At 71.1% G+C, this 13908-nt stretch carries 14 protein-coding genes and 1 pseudogene; 5 read left to right on the plus strand and 10 right to left on the minus strand.

All coding sequences use genetic code 11. The annotated features are described in order from the left end of the window. Positions 1-377: 377 nt before the first annotated feature. Positions 378-1871, plus strand: coding sequence for an oligopeptide:H+ symporter (locus tag AB0D49_RS17240; protein ID WP_362757855.1), 1494 nt, complete (start codon positions 378-380; stop codon positions 1869-1871). A gap of 70 nt (positions 1872-1941) precedes the next feature. Here AB0D49_RS17240 and AB0D49_RS17245 read toward each other — a convergent pair whose 3' ends face one another. The 3 genes and pseudogenes from AB0D49_RS17245 to AB0D49_RS17255 all read right to left on the minus strand — a co-directional run bounded on the left by AB0D49_RS17245 (position 1942) and on the right by AB0D49_RS17255 (position 3540). Continuing rightward, the gene (locus AB0D49_RS17245) at positions 1942-2316 is read right to left on the minus strand and encodes a peptidase inhibitor family I36 protein (protein ID WP_362757857.1); all 375 of its coding nucleotides are present in this window, start codon (positions 2314-2316) and stop codon (positions 1942-1944) included. A 148-nt stretch (positions 2317-2464) separates the two neighbouring features. Further along, a pseudogene (locus tag AB0D49_RS17250) lies at positions 2465-2716 on the minus strand (DUF397 domain-containing protein); the annotation flags it as partial. Continuing rightward, positions 2698-3540, minus strand: coding sequence for a helix-turn-helix transcriptional regulator (locus AB0D49_RS17255; protein ID WP_362757859.1), 843 nt, complete (start codon positions 3538-3540; stop codon positions 2698-2700). The pseudogene AB0D49_RS17250 and the gene AB0D49_RS17255, both read right to left, overlap by 19 nt. A gap of 180 nt (positions 3541-3720) precedes the next feature. Here AB0D49_RS17255 and AB0D49_RS17260 point away from each other — a divergent pair, with 180 nt between their 5' ends. Next, entirely contained in the window at positions 3721-3858 is a 138-nt protein-coding gene (locus AB0D49_RS17260; RefSeq protein WP_362757861.1) for a hypothetical protein, read from the plus strand. Further along, entirely contained in the window at positions 3855-4037 is a 183-nt protein-coding gene (locus AB0D49_RS17265; protein WP_362757863.1) for a hypothetical protein, read from the plus strand. The genes AB0D49_RS17260 and AB0D49_RS17265 overlap by 4 nt, the downstream gene beginning before the upstream one ends. A gap of 113 nt (positions 4038-4150) precedes the next feature. On the opposite strand, the gene AB0D49_RS17270 is transcribed toward AB0D49_RS17265, so the two are convergent. From AB0D49_RS17270 to AB0D49_RS17295, 6 genes are all read right to left on the minus strand, one after another. Then, a complete protein-coding gene (locus AB0D49_RS17270) occupies positions 4151-5383 on the minus strand; it encodes a hypothetical protein (protein ID WP_362758379.1) in 1233 nt (410 codons plus the stop codon). 41 nt (positions 5384-5424) lie between these two features. Then, positions 5425-6441: a hypothetical protein gene (locus tag AB0D49_RS17275; protein ID WP_362758381.1), complete on the minus strand. Its 1017-nt coding sequence runs from the start codon at positions 6439-6441 to the stop codon at positions 5425-5427. Positions 6442-6443: 2 nt separating this feature from the next. After that, the gene (locus AB0D49_RS17280) at positions 6444-7325 is read right to left on the minus strand and encodes a hypothetical protein (protein WP_362757865.1); all 882 of its coding nucleotides are present in this window, start codon (positions 7323-7325) and stop codon (positions 6444-6446) included. A gap of 61 nt (positions 7326-7386) precedes the next feature. Continuing rightward, positions 7387-8067 carry an LPXTG cell wall anchor domain-containing protein gene (locus AB0D49_RS17285; protein ID WP_362757867.1) on the minus strand — a complete coding sequence of 227 codons (681 nt, stop codon included), beginning with the start codon at positions 8065-8067 and terminating at the stop codon, positions 7387-7389. Positions 8068-8270: 203 nt separating this feature from the next. Continuing rightward, on the minus strand, positions 8271-8888 hold the full coding sequence (locus tag AB0D49_RS17290) for an ATP-binding protein (RefSeq protein ID WP_362757869.1): 618 nt from the start codon (positions 8886-8888) through the stop codon (positions 8271-8273). 249 nt (positions 8889-9137) lie between these two features. Next, complete coding sequence (locus tag AB0D49_RS17295) at positions 9138-9515, minus strand: STAS domain-containing protein (RefSeq protein WP_362757871.1); 378 nt, start codon at positions 9513-9515, stop codon at positions 9138-9140. A 306-nt stretch (positions 9516-9821) separates the two neighbouring features. Here AB0D49_RS17295 and AB0D49_RS17300 point away from each other — a divergent pair, with 306 nt between their 5' ends. Together AB0D49_RS17300 and AB0D49_RS17305 are read left to right on the plus strand one after the other, a co-directional pair. Continuing rightward, complete coding sequence (locus AB0D49_RS17300) at positions 9822-10805, plus strand: SigB/SigF/SigG family RNA polymerase sigma factor (RefSeq protein ID WP_362757872.1); 984 nt, start codon at positions 9822-9824, stop codon at positions 10803-10805. A 296-nt stretch (positions 10806-11101) separates the two neighbouring features. Further along, positions 11102-12667, plus strand: coding sequence for an RICIN domain-containing protein (locus tag AB0D49_RS17305; protein WP_362757874.1), 1566 nt, complete (start codon positions 11102-11104; stop codon positions 12665-12667). Positions 12668-12719: 52 nt separating this feature from the next. Here AB0D49_RS17305 and hutI read toward each other — a convergent pair whose 3' ends face one another. Continuing rightward, entirely contained in the window at positions 12720-13895 is a 1176-nt protein-coding gene (gene hutI, locus AB0D49_RS17310; protein ID WP_362757876.1) for an imidazolonepropionase, read from the minus strand. Positions 13896-13908: the final 13 nt, after the last annotated feature.

Genomic DNA, 13908 nt, shown 5'->3' on the forward strand with positions numbered 1-13908 from the left:
TGCTTACGGTTCCGTCACAGTCTGTGATCCCTGTCTCAAGTCCTTCCATATCATCCACTCCCCTGCTTTATGGTGATGGAACGCCTGTAGCACCGACAGGGACCTTCGTGCCGAGTCGACGGACCGACTTGACACCGGAGGTCTCTTTTGTGTGCGGGTCGGTCCTGTGGACCGGCCTTGAAAGGAATGACCTGTGGCCGGGCCTCGTAGCGCATCGACGCGCGTAGAGGCGTGGCTCCCGGTGGTCGCCGTCCACCGCCCCGCGACCCGGGGCGGACCCCCCGTGGGCGTGGGGTGGACGCTCCGGACCGCCGGTGCCGGCTCCCCCACCGGGCGCGCTCCGCTCCATCCGCGCGTCCCGACAGCAAGGAACACCCATGGCGTCCAGCCTGACGAAGGACTCGGCCCTCCCGGGCACCCCCGGGTCCGAGAAGTCCTTCTTCGGCCACCCCCGCGGCCTGGCCACCCTCTTCATGACCGAGATGTGGGAGCGCTTCTCCTACTACGGCATGAGGGCTCTTCTCCCCCTCTACCTGGTCGCCCCCGCGGGGCTCGGCCTGGACGCCGGTACGGCGATCGCCATCTACTCCGTCTATGTCTCGACGGTGTACCTGCTGGCGATGCCGGGCGGCTGGTTCGGCGACCGCGTCTGGGGTCCCCGTAAGACGGTGGCCATCGCGGGCTCCGTCATCATGGCCGGCCATCTCGTCCTGGCCCTCCCCACGGCCGGGACGTTCTACTTCGGTCTGCTGCTGGTGGCCGTCGGCTCCGGTCTGCTGAAGTCCAACATCTCCACGATGGTGGGCCACCTCTACGACGGCCCGAACGACCCGCGCCGCGACGGCGGCTTCACGGTGTTCTACATGGGCATCAACCTCGGCGCGTTCGCCGCGCCGCTGGTGATCGGCACGGTCGGCCAGAAGGTCAACTGGCACCTGGGCTTCGCGCTGGCCGCGCTCGGCATGGCGCTGGGTCTGGCCCAGTTCCTGCTGGGCAGCCGCCACCTGTCGGCCAAGTCCAGCGTCGTCCCGAAGCCCCTCGATGTCGCCGAGCGCAACGCCACGCTGCGCAAGTCGATGATCTGGCTGCTGATCGCGGTGGTCTTCTACGCGATCGTGGTCGGCACCGGCACGTACACCCTGAACTGGGTGATGGTCCCGCTGATGGTCATCGGTCTGGTCGTCCCGGTCATGGTGCTGGCGCGGATCAAGCGCGACAAGGAGCTGACCCGGACCGAGCAGTCGAAGGTCTCCGGCTACATCTGGTTCTTCGTCGCCGCGGCCGTCTTCTGGATGATCTACGACCAGGGCGGCTCGACGCTGGCGCTGTTCGCCGAGAAGAACGTGGACACGCAGGTCTTCGGCTGGGAGTTCCCGGTCTCCTGGTTCCAGTCGGTGAACCCGGTGCTGGTGATGGCCCTCGCGCCGGTCTTCGCGACGGTGTGGCTGGCGCTGAACCGCAGCGACCGCGAGCCGAGCACGATCGCCAAGTTCTCCGGCGGTCTGGTGATGGTCGGCATCTCCTTCTTCGTCTTCCTGCTGCCGCTGACGGCGGCGGACGGCGGCGCGGTGTCGCCGTGGTGGATCGTGCTGATCTACTTCTGCCAGACCACGGGTGAGCTGATGCTGTCGCCGGTCGGCCTGTCGGTGACGACGAAGATGGCCCCGGCGAAGTACGCCTCGCAGATGATGGGCGTCTGGTTCCTGGCGGTCACGGCGGGCGACGCGGTGACGGGCCTGCTGTCGACGTACGGCGTCGACCTGAACAAGACGAGCGTGGTGGCCGCGGAGGCGGCACTCGCCGTGCTGGCGGGTGTCGGGGTGTTCATGTACCGCCGGAAGGTGAAGGAACTGATGGGGGACGTCCGCTGACGTCACCTGGATGAGGAGGGGCCGCCCCGGCAGCTTGCCGGGACGGCCCCTTTCCCGTTCCCTGGCGGCGTCAGCAGGGGTGGAGCGAGCTGATCCTGTCGTTGATCCAGTAAGGGACGGAGGCCCAGCGCTCCCAGGGGCCGATCCGGAACTGGAGCCCGCCGTAGTCGGGGTGCTCGTAGAAGCAGTAGGCGGAGCCCGAGTTGTTGACGATCGACGAGGTGATGTCGTGGTGGCTGGAGAGGGTCCCGCTCGGCTGGTAGTTCCAGCGCAGCAGGGTCCCGCCGTAGTTGCTGTCCGAGAAGAGGCACATCGTGTAGCCGTCGCAGTCCCATTCCGCCGCGGCGGCGGGCGTGGGATGCGCGAGACCGGCCGTACCGGCGAGGGCGAGAGCACCGAGGAGCAGTGCGGCACGGCGCCTGGCGTTCGAGAGGAGGGCTGTCATGGGCGGGAATCTAGCCAGGGAGAGCGCGGCGGGAACGGCACACGATTCCGGCCGTTCCCGGACGGGGAGGGAGTTCGCCTGATCGGGCAGAGTCGGGGGGCGGAGGGGTTGGGGAGCGGCGGACGGGCGGGGGCTGCATGGACGCGGTGAAGGCGGTCCAGGCGGGGACTCCGATGAGGAGGAACGGGCCGTCGGGGGTTTTGGAGTCCCGGACGGGGATGGTGGCGGGGATGTCGGGCGAGATCTCTACGCAGTTGCCGCCGTCGGTGTTGCTGTGGGTGCTCTTACGCCATATAGCCGAGGCCAGGAAGTCGTCGGAGACTTCCACACAGTTGCCGCCGCTTCCGTTGCTATAACTGCTCTTGCGCCAGAGGCAATTGGTCAGGTCGATGGATCGCACGGCACTTCCTCCAGGATCTGCCCGATGAACTTCTGCGACGCGGCGGGGGACAATGACATGTCGCGCACCGCATCGTACCCACGCTGCAATCGCTCAACCGATGCACTGTCCTTGACCAGTTGACCACCATGCGCGTTCTCCGCATAGGCCATCAGCCGCCCATCCGGCATCCGCAGGAAGATGATGTCCGTGCTGATCAGGGCATGCAGCCCAGCCCTCATCGGGAGTACTTGAAAGGTGATGTTCGGCCGCACGGCCAGTTCCAGCAGCAGCGTGAGCTGTTCCCTCCACGCCTCCTTTTCCCTGAGCGTGGTACGCAGGACCGACTCGGCAAGGATGGCCCGGAAGTGCGGACCGTCTTCTTCCATCAGCCGCTCACGTCGGCCGAGTCGCGCTCGAATCTGTTGCTCCAGTTCGTCGCCGTTCAAGCCGTCGGCGACCATCACTTCCCAGGAGTACGTCTCAGTCTGCGCCAGCCCGGGAACGACGCTCACGGCGAATTGCCACAGGCTCGCGGCATCCGCCTCGTGCTTCATGTACGTGCGGTACTGCTCGATGAAGTGCGTCTTGTCCTCAACCGCCAGCTCCCACAGCGTCACCAGCAGCGGCGCAGTCCCATAGTGCTGGTCCAGCGCCTCCACTACCTCCGGGCCGCCCAGCGTGTGGCCGTTCTCCATCTTGCCGAACAGTGAGGAATCCCAGCCGAGGATCTCTTCCAGTTGGCGAAGCGTCTCCCCGCTCCGGGCCCGCTGTGCCTTCAACTCCTCCGCGAACCGCTGCCGCGGCTCCCGGCTCCGATCCGTGATGACACGCCTCGCAGGCATCGCGCCTCCTTGCGGAAGTTGCGGAATTTGCGTTTCAGCGCTGCGAAGCCCCTCGTCACCTGGGCTTTTTCGCAACGCAAACGCGGGATGCTCTTCAGCGTCCCGCCAACGCAAAGTAGCGCAACGACTGCGATGCGTACGGGAGATCGATCCAAGTCCATCCATTCGAGGAGCACAGACATGCCCATCCCCAGGACCACCCCCCACCGCCCCCAACTCCCCTGGCGTACCCGGCACCGCTCTGCCGTCTCCTGGGCGCGGCCCGCTCCCTCCGTGCTGCGGGCCATCGAGACCGCGCTGCTCCGGCGGCTCGGATGAAGCCCGTCCTGTGCGACCCGTTCCCGACCGGCTTCGCGCCCGTCCCGGTGGACGGCTGTGCCATCTGCACCGAACTCGGCGCGCGGCAGCGCAAGGCCCGCGATGCCGGGAACCAGAGCGCGCTGACCGACGCCAACGTCCTGCTGCGCCGCCACGTCCGCCAGGCGCACGGCTCATGAAACGGCGGACCCCGCTCGACGACGCGTTCTGGAGCGGGGTCCTGACCGTGTGCAGCGTGGGCGCGCTGATCGGGGCGATCTGGTGGTACGCGGGGCTGGGCCCCTGACCTACCTCACCGCATCCCCCGCCGCCCCGGCATGAACGTGAACACCGCTCCCCCGAGCAGCACCGCCGTCCCCGCCACCAGTCCCAGCGCCTTCAGCGTGCCGTTGTCGCTCGCGCCGGTCTCCGCGAGGCCGCCCGACGTCGACGTACCGCCGCCTGCTGTACCGCCGGAGGACGACGTGCCGCCGCCTGACGTGGACGTGCCGCCCTGCTGTTCCGTGGTGTCCAGGGTCAGGGAGACCAGGGACTCGGCCGGGGTGCAGGTCGTCGTCGTACCCAGGGCCTCGATCGTCAGGACTCCCGGGGACAGGGTCGACTTGCCGGTCGCGCCCGGCTTGTACGTGCCCTTGAGGTCGGGGATCGCTATCGGGTCGCCCGCGGCGATCGGCTGCGCGTTCGTCGGGCCCTCCACCGCTACCGTGCCCTCGTCGTCACCGCCGATCGCCACCTGCATCGACGGTTTCACCGAGTCCGCCGGGATCTGGGCCGGGCTGTCCATCACCGACTTCTTGAACTGGACCGTGAGGTCGTAGTTCCCGCCGTTCTTCTTGGCGTTGATCTGGACGGGCGAGGTCGCGTTCTTGTCCCCGATGGGGGTCTTGCACGCGTACGGGACCTGGACCTCCTTGCCCGTGAAGTCGGTCTGGCCGCCGCCCGTGGGGGTCGGAGGTGTGGGGGTGGGAGGGGTAGGAGTCGGGGGCGTCGGTGTCGGGGGGGTCGGAGTGCCTCCGCCCGCCTCCTTCACCGTGATCTTCGCCGCCGCCGGCACCGGTTCCTTCGGGGCGCACTTCGTGTCCGTCGAGATCGGCTTGCTGACGTTGATGTTGTACGCGTCCGGCGTCAGCGTCACCTCCCCCGCCGCCGTCAGCTTCAGCGTGCCCTTCATCGCCGACAGCTTCATGTCACCGCCCTTCGGGATGGGCGGGTTGGTGCGCGGGCCCTCCATCGCGATGTCCGCGGTCTGCGCGCCCGTCGCCTTGAGCGTGCCCGTCGGCTGGACGGTGTCCGCCTCCAGGTCGAGGATGTCGGGGTTCTTGGACGCCCCCTGGATGAACGTCCAGGTCACCTCCACCTCGTCGCCGACCTTCGCCTCCGCCGGTGCCGCGATCTCGACCTTCGTCGTGCCCTCGACCGGCGGCAGGCCCGAGATCGCGGGCGGGATGCACTCCGTCAGATACGCGGTCTCGGCCGCCTGCGCGGGCGCGGTGCCCAGCGCGATCAGCGCCGCCGCCGTCCCCAGGGCCAGCACACCGGCCGCCGGTCCCGCTCTCCTCGTCCTGCTCACGGTGGTCCCTTCGTCGAGTTCGCGTGGTCGTCGTGCGGTGCGGAGAGCCCACCGGCCGTGCCCGGAGCGGAGTCCGGGGTGAACCAGGGGAGTGTGGAGGGGGGGACCGGTTCGTTCCCGGACGCGGACGGTTTCCGGGGAGCCCGGCGCGGGCGCGAGCGCGGCGGCAGCGGTACCCGGTCCACCACCGCCAACCCCACCCGGAACAGCGCCGCCGGTACCACCACCGCCACCAGCACCCAGAACAGCGTCACGCCCCACGGCCGGCCCACCCCCCAGGGACGTTCGGCCAGCACCCGGCCGCCGTACTTCAGGGAGACCGTGTAGTCGCCGTGCGCCCCGGCGGAGAGTTCGACCGGCAGTTCGATACGGGCCCGTCCGCCCGGCGCGACCGTGCCCTGCCACTGCTGTTCCTCCCACTGCGGGGCGAACACGCCGTGCGAGGTGCCCAGTTCGAAGACCGGGTCCCGGATCGGCTCGGTGCCCACATTGCCCACCGTGAACACCAGCGTCCGGGACGGCGGCGCCCCGAACCAGGTCAGCAGTCCGCTGGAGCCGTCCAGGTCCGTGTCCGTCAGCACCGACAGACGTCCACCGGTGGGCTCCGCGGGCAGCGGCTCCACCGCGTGCCCGGCCACCTGGAACACCGCGTCCGCCTGCGCCTCGGGACCGGTCGCCGTCGCCACATGCACCACACACGGACACGGCACCGGCGGTTCCGCCACCGGCAGCCGGGTACGGAACCGGCCCTCCGCGTCCGCCGTCGCCGCCCGGCCGTCCGCGTTGGCGCAGGAGTTGGTGCCCCCGACCACCCCGCGCGCCGGGTCGGACTGACCGCAGATCAGGACCATCAGCAGCGTCCTGGCTCCCCAGCCCGAGCCGCTGACGGTGACCGAACCACCCGTCCCCGCCTGCTTCTTCGACACCCGCACCGACGGTTCCCCGTCCGCCGCCGAGGCGGCCGACGGCAGCGCCAGCAGCACAAGCGCCGCCGCCAGCAGGGTCCTCAGCAGCCTCACGTCCGCGCTCCCGTCAGCTCCGGTGCCGGGCGGGGGTCCCCGGCCGTCGTACCGCCCAGTCGTCGCCGTCGCCGTCGTACGGTGATCAGCGCCGCCAGCGTCAGCGCCGCCGCCGTCGTCGTCAGGGTGCGCCAGGGGACGAAGGGGGCCGAGGCCGTCGCCTGTGCCCGTACCCCCTCCCCCGCCGTCGCCGTCAGCCGGATCTCCACCGTGTCCAGCGCCGGGCGGTCCGGCCACGGCTCGGTCAGGGTCACCCGGCGGCCCGGCGGGATCTTCGTGTCCAGCGGACGGGCGGGGCGGTCCAGGACCGTGCCGAAGACCCCCTCCGCGCGGACCGCCAGCGCCGGGGCGAGTGTGGTCGTACCCCGGTTGACCAGGTCGTATCTGATGCCCTCCGGGACGACCTCGGTGCGCTCCACGGTCAGTGCGGACAGCTCGGGGCCGCCCGTGCGCAGCCGTAGCGCGAGCCTGTTCGTCCGGCCGTCCGCGTCCCGTACGACGAGCTCGCCCGCCCGGTCGCCGGGGGGCGCGTCGCGCGGGACCGTCACCGTGAACGGGATCTCGGCGCGGGTGCGGGGCGGCACCCGCAGCTCGGCGTCGGAGAAGCGCGCCTCGACCCCGGTCGCGGTGAGGCGTACGTCGACCGGGGCGGCCGTGCGGTTGGTCACCGACACCGTGTCCCGCAGTGCCGTGCCGGGGGTGCCCTCGGCGTAGAACGACGGCCGGCCGCCGCCCGCGGGCGCCGCGGACCAGCCCTCGGCGGCCGACGCGGGCACGGCCAGCAGCACCAGTACGGCCAGTACGACCGGCAGGACCGGCAGGACCGGCAGCAGGAACGCGGCGGCGGTCACGGCGGACGGCGGTGACGGCGGTGGCATCGGCGGCTCCCCGGGAGGTCTCGGCACGTCAGCGGCTTGTCAGCGGCACATCGGCGGCACGTCAGCGGTTCGCCCGGACCCGCTGGCCGCGTCGGGTGAGCCAGAGCGTGCCCGCCGCGCCCACCAGCAGGACCGTTCCGCCGAAGGTCGCCAACGCGATCGCGGAGTCCTCCGGGCCGGTCTGCGGGAGCTGCTCCTCGCCGCCACCGCCCCCGCCGGTGCTGGAGCCGCCGCCTCCCGAGCCGCCCGCCGCCGTCACGTCCAGGGTGAGCGACGGGCCCGGGTCGTTCGCGGGCGTACAGGTCGTCGTCGTCCCCAGCGCCTTGATGGTGAGCACCCCGGCCGTGAAGGTGACCTTCCCGGACTTCTTCGGGGTGTACGTACCGGAGAGGTCGCTGATCTTGATGGGGGTCTCGGCCGGGATCGCCTCCTGGTTGGCGGGGCCGGTGACGGTGAGCGTGCCGCTGTCGGCGCCGCCCAGTTCGATGGTGGCGCTCGGGGTCATCGCGCCCTTGCCCAGCTCGACGGGGCTGGAGGACACGCCCTTCTGCCAGGACATGGTGATCTTGTAGCCGTCGCCGTTCTCGACTCCCTTGATGTCGATGGGCGAGACGGCGCTCTTGTCGCCGATCGGGGTCTTGCACGAGTAATCGACGTCCACGACGTCGGCTCGGGCCGCGGGTGCGGCCAGCAGTACGGCCGCACCGGCCAGGGCCGCGGCGGTTCGCTTCCGGTACGGCACGGTCCCTCCTCATTTCTGACGGCGTATCAGATGGGCCGTCAAGGTACGGCCGATGCCGTGAGGAGGGAAGAGAGACCGCACCGTGAGTTGTGAGGGTGAGGGTGAGGTGGTGGGGGAGGGCGGTGAGCGTGGGGCGGTGCTACGCCGGGGCGGCGTTACGTCGCGGCGGTGTTACGCCGGGGCGGCGTTACGTCGCGGCGGTGTTACGCCGGGGCGGCCAGTTCCGCCCAGACCGTCTTGCCCGCGAGGCCCGGCGTCCGGACGACCCCCCAGTCCAGGCAGAGCCGCTGGACGATGAACATGCCATGTCCGCCGGGGCGGCCCGCGCGGTGCGGGGTGCGCGGCGACGGCTGGCCCGTGCCCCGGTCGGAGACCTCGATCCGGATCACCTTGCGGTCGCAGGCGATCCACATCTCGTCCGGTCCCTCGGCGTGCAGACAGGCGTTGGTGACCAGTTCGGAGACGACGAGCAGGACGTCCTCGGCGGCGGCCCGGCGGTCGGCGGAGGCGGCGGGCAGCCAGCCCCAGGCGTAGAGCGCCTGCCGGGCGAAGTCGCGGGCCATCGGGACGATCCCGGCCTGACCCTCGAAGCTCAGCCTGCGCATCTGGCGTCCGGTGGGGTGATCGGTGCCGGGGGCCGCCTCGGCGGGGGGATCCGCGGGGACGCCGGAGGCGCCGGACGCACCGACCGGCTGGGCCACGCCGGAAGCGCCGGACGCACCGACCGGCTCGGACACGCCGGAGGCGCCCGCGGGCTCGGACATGCCGGAAGCGCCTGTGGGCTCAGGGGAGCCCGGCGGGTAGGGCCGGGTGGTGCTCATCAGCGCTTCACCTCACCGATTCACCAGTTCACCAGTTCACCAAGTTCATGATTCAAGCGTCATTGTCGGCGGTACCGGGGGTTTCCACATCTGTGGCGTACGTCCCACCGGTGCCGCGACCTGTCCTGCGATCTGTTCTGCGACCTGTCCTGCGACCTGCTCTGCGATCTCTTCTGCCCGACGATTCGGGAGGAACACCCCCCGTTCGACCCCTCGGGCCGAGCATCGAACAGATACCCGGGCAGCGTCTCAGGTGGAGCCGTCGGAGAGGGCCGCTTCCACCGAATCATGGAGGGTGAAGACCGCTTCCACGCCCGTGATCTCGAACACCCTGGCGACCACCGGCTGCATCCCGGCCAGATGGACCTCGCCACCGGCCGCCTCGGCCTTGAGCCGGGCACCGAGCAGCACATTGAGGCCCGTGGAGTCGCAGAAGTCCAGCCGGGTGCAGTCGACCACCAGCCGGGTCAAGCCCTGGGCGAGGCATTCCTCCAGCGGTTCGCGCAGCAGGTCGGCCGTGTGGTGATCCAGCTCACCCGCCGGAGTCACCACGGCGCTCACCCCCTCCTGCCGCACCTCCACCAGAAGCCGGCCCGACTGTGCGCTGCCGAGCATCCCGTGGTCCATGCCGTCTCTTCTCCCGGGGGGTTGGTGACTGCCGACCGGTCCGTCCGCCTGCCGACGGTCCGTCTGTCCACCGGCCGATGCGACCGACGGCGCCCTCGAACCCTACGCCCTCACCCCCCTCCCTGACACCCGAACAACCTCACATACTCGGACATTTGCGCCGTAACGGTACTTGCAGTCAGTACCGAGGAGCGGGTAGGGCTAGTAGGGACACGTAATCGGACTCGGCCGGCTTTGGAGGCGCCGCACACCGCACCGCACGTACCGGCTTCGGCAGCCATATGCCGAGAACGATGGAGGACACCCATGTCACCCCGGCTCGACGCCTCGCAGGACCAGACGGCGACGTCGACGCACGACACCGGTCCCGCTCCCGTGAGCGCCATGAGCCCCGGGACCCCCGCGAACCACCCGGTCGACCTGATCCACCTGGCCGACCCGGCCCACCCGATCCACCCGATCCACCCGGCCCACCCCGTCGACCCGATGGCCGGGCTCCCGGAGATCCCGCCCTTCGACGAGATCGGTCCGGTCGACGCGCGGGCCCTGTCCAAGACCCTCTTCGAGCGGCTGGAGTCCCTCGAGGAAGGCACCCACGCGTACGCCTACGTCCGCAACACGCTCGTCGAGCTGAACCTCGCCCTCGTCAAGTTCGCCGCCTCCCGGTTCCGTTCCCGCAGTGAGCCGATGGAGGACATCGTCCAGGTCGGCACCATCGGGCTGATCAAGGCGATCGACCGGTTCGAGCTGTCCCGGGGGGTGGAGTTCCCCACCTTCGCGATGCCGACCATCATCGGCGAGATCAAGCGCTTCTTCCGGGACACGTCCTGGTCGGTACGGGTCCCCCGGCGCCTCCAGGAGCTGCGGCTCGACCTCGCCAAGGCCGGGGACGAACTCGCCCAGCGGCTGGACCGGGCGCCGACCCCGGCCGAACTCGCCGGGCATCTGGGCATCTCCACCGAAGAGGTGGTCGAGGGCATGGCCGCCGCCAACGCCTACACCGCCTCCTCGCTGGACGCCCAGCCGGAGGACGACGACTCCGAGGGCGCCCTCGCCGACCGGATCGGCTACGAGGACCACGGCATCGAGGGCATCGAGTACGTCGAGTCGCTGAAGCCGCTGATCGCCGAACTGCCCGTCAGGGACCGGCAGATCCTGTCCTTGCGGTTCGTGGCCAATATGACCCAGTCCGAGATCGGCGACGAACTCGGCATCTCCCAGATGCATGTGTCCCGGCTGCTCTCCCGCACGCTGCGACGACTGCGGCGCGGGCTCACCGCCGACGACTGATCCGCGGCCCTCGGCCATGCGGCGCCACCAGGCGCCGAGCTGTAGGAACCCCACAGAAAAACCGGAGAGACTTCGCACCCGGCGCCCTGCGGCGCCGGGTGTGTCATGTGCGATGGACCGGGGTCCATGGGAGCGCGCCCATGTGAGCCGTACGCGTTACCGCCGGTAGCCCCTTTTCCCGCGCGCCGCACTGGACCACTATGGTCACCCTCCAAACTGGCCGGTACGTCAGCAATGCGGATCGATTCGCTGCTGACCCGGCTCAGCACAGCGGGGGAACGCAAGGAGGCTGCTGAATGGCTCGGCCCCAGGGGACCGGCGACGACCACACGACCACGGAAGGGGTGCACTCCGGCGCGTCCGACGCCCGGTTGACCGAACTGCTGCGCGCCCCCACCGCTGTCGCCTACCCGGCGCTCCAGGAACTACGCGCCCGCCACCGGGAGTCGGTCATCGGCTACGCCCGGCTGTGCACCACCGGCGACTCGGCGGCCCGTCAGCTCGCCGCGCAGGCGTTCACGCTGGCCGCCCGCGAGACCGCCCGCGGCACCGACCCGGCCGGTCCGTGGCGCCATCAACTCCTGCTCCTGGTCGAGCGGGTGGCCCTCGGCTGGGCCGAGGGCGAGCGCTCCGCCGCGCTGGACGCGGGGCTGCTGCTGGTGCTGAACACCGGCGGCCCGGACGGTCCCGTACCGCCCATGCTCACCGCGTTCCAGACGCTCCCGGAGCGTATCCGCGGGCTGATCTGGTACGGCCTGGTGGAGGGCGAGAGCACCGAGCGCACCGCGCTGCTGCTCGGTGTCTCCCGCGCGGACGTGGCCTACGGCACCGAACCGGCGCTCACCGCGCTCGGCCGTGCCCTGCTGCGCTCCCGGCTGGCCGCCTCGGACGACCCCAGCTGCCAGGACTTCCGGCGGCTGATCGAGGAGTCCGTCCGGCCCGACTCGCCCCGGCACAGCCCGGACCTGGTCGCCCATATGACGCACTGTCCGTACTGCTCCGGCGCCTATGAGGAGCTGACCGCGCTGCGCGACGCCCCGCGCACCACGCTGGCCGAGGGGCTGCTGCCCTGGGCGGGCGCCGCGTACGCCGCCCGGCAGCGGGGCGGTGAGCCGGGCACCGCCGAACGGACCGGGCGACGGCCCGCCTGGGCCTCCTCGCGGCGGGTCGCGCTGTTCTCGGCGGGGCTGGTGGTCGCGCTGATCGCGCTGCTGTCGGCGCTGTCGCCGGACGATCCGCCGCCCGCGCAGGCCGCGAGACCGGTGACGGTGGCGCCCCCGCCGCCCGCGGTGACCGTGACGGCGACGGTGTCCGCGACCCCGTCCAGCGCCTCGCCGTCGTCCTCACCGTCCAGCAGACCGCCGTCGCCGTCGGCGACTCCGGCACCGACGAGTACGACCCGGGCGCCGCAGCCGAAGCCGACCCCGACCCGTGCTCCGGCGCATCCGCCGGGCGCCAGGTACACACAGGTGGTGAACATGGCCTCGGGGCGGTGCCTGGACGTGCGGGACGGGTGGTTCGCGGAGGGGACCGACGTCATCACCGCGCCCTGTTCGTCGTCGGACACCCAGCGGTGGCGGGTGGACGCCGCGCGGGGCACGCTCCAGTCGGCCGCCGATCCGTACTACTGCCTGGACAGCCGGGGCGACCCGGATCTCGGGGTCGGCATCTGGAGCTGCGACGCGGTGGAGGGGGGCGGCGGGCAGAACCTGCGGTTCGTGGTGGACAGCGCCGGGCTGATCCGGGCCGCCATCGCGATGGACAAGGCGGTGACGCCGAGCGGGGGCAGCGGGGTGATGCTCCGGTCCGTGGAGGGGACGGACGGGAGCACCGGGCAGCGGTGGCGGGCGGGGAGGTCTTGAACGGGGGGTTCGCGGGCGGGAGTTGAGGGGACGGCCCCCGCCCGGCCGCGGCTCAGCCGACGGCCGTGCCGCCGCGCCAGACGCGGGTGACCAGGGGGACGCCGGGGCGGTAGGCCAGATGGACATGGCTGGGCGCGTCCAGGAGCACCAGGTCGGCGCGCGCGCCCGGGGTCAGCCGGCCGATGTCGCTGCGGCGCAGGGCCGCGGCGCCGCCCGCGGTGGCCGACCAGAGCGCCTCGTCCGGGGTCATCCGCATGTCCCGTACGGCGAGGGCGATACAGAACGGCACGGACGAGGTGAACGACGAGCCGGGGTTGCAGTCGGTGGACAGCGCCACGGTGACGCCCGCGTCGAGCAGACGGCGGGCGTCGGGCCACTCGGCGCGGGTGGAGAACTCGGCGCCGGGCAGCAGTGTGGCGACCGTGTCGCCCTGTGCGAGGGCGTCGACGTCGGCGTCGGTGAGGTGGGTGCAGTGGTCGGCGCTGGCGGCGCCCAGCTCCACGGCGAGCTGGACCCCGGGGCCGTAGGAGAGCTGGTTGGCATGGACCCGGGGGATCAGGCCCTTCGCCTGGCCGGCGGTGAGGATCGCGCGGGCCTGGTCGCCGTCGAAGGCGCCCTTCTCGCAGAACACATCGACCCAGCGGGCGTACGGGGCGCAGGCGTCGAGCATCTCGCCGGTGACCAGGGCGACATAGGCGGCCGGGTCGGCGGCGAACTCGGGGGCGACGACATGGGCGCCGAGATAGGTCACCTCGTCGGTGTGGGCGGCGGCGATGCGCAGGGCGCGGGACTCGTCCTCGACGGTCAGGCCGTAGCCCGACTTGGTCTCGAACGTCGTCGTGCCCTGACGGAGGGCTTCGGTGAGGTAACGGGTGAGGTTGTGCTCCAGTTCCCCGTCGCTCGCGGCGCGGGTCGCGGCGACCGTGGTGCGGATGCCCCCGGCGGTGTAGGGGCGGCCGGACATCCGGGCGTTGAACTCCTCGGTGCGGTCGCCCGCGAAGAGGAGGTGGGAGTGGGAGTCGACGAAGCCGGGGATGACCGTCCGGCCGCCCGCGTCGAGGTGATTGTCAGTGGCGGGTGCTTTGCTTGATTCACCGGTCCAGACGACCCGGTCGCCGTCGATGACGAGCGCCGCGTCCTGGATCAGACCGAGAGGGGAGTTGTCGCCGAGGGAGGGGTCGTTGGTGACCAGCGTGGCGATGTGGGTGATGACGGTACTGCTGCTCATCGTGTCCTCGGGG

This window comes from Streptomyces sp. NPDC048290, assembly GCF_040652095.1.
Lineage (GTDB): Bacteria > Actinomycetota > Actinomycetes > Streptomycetales > Streptomycetaceae > Streptomyces.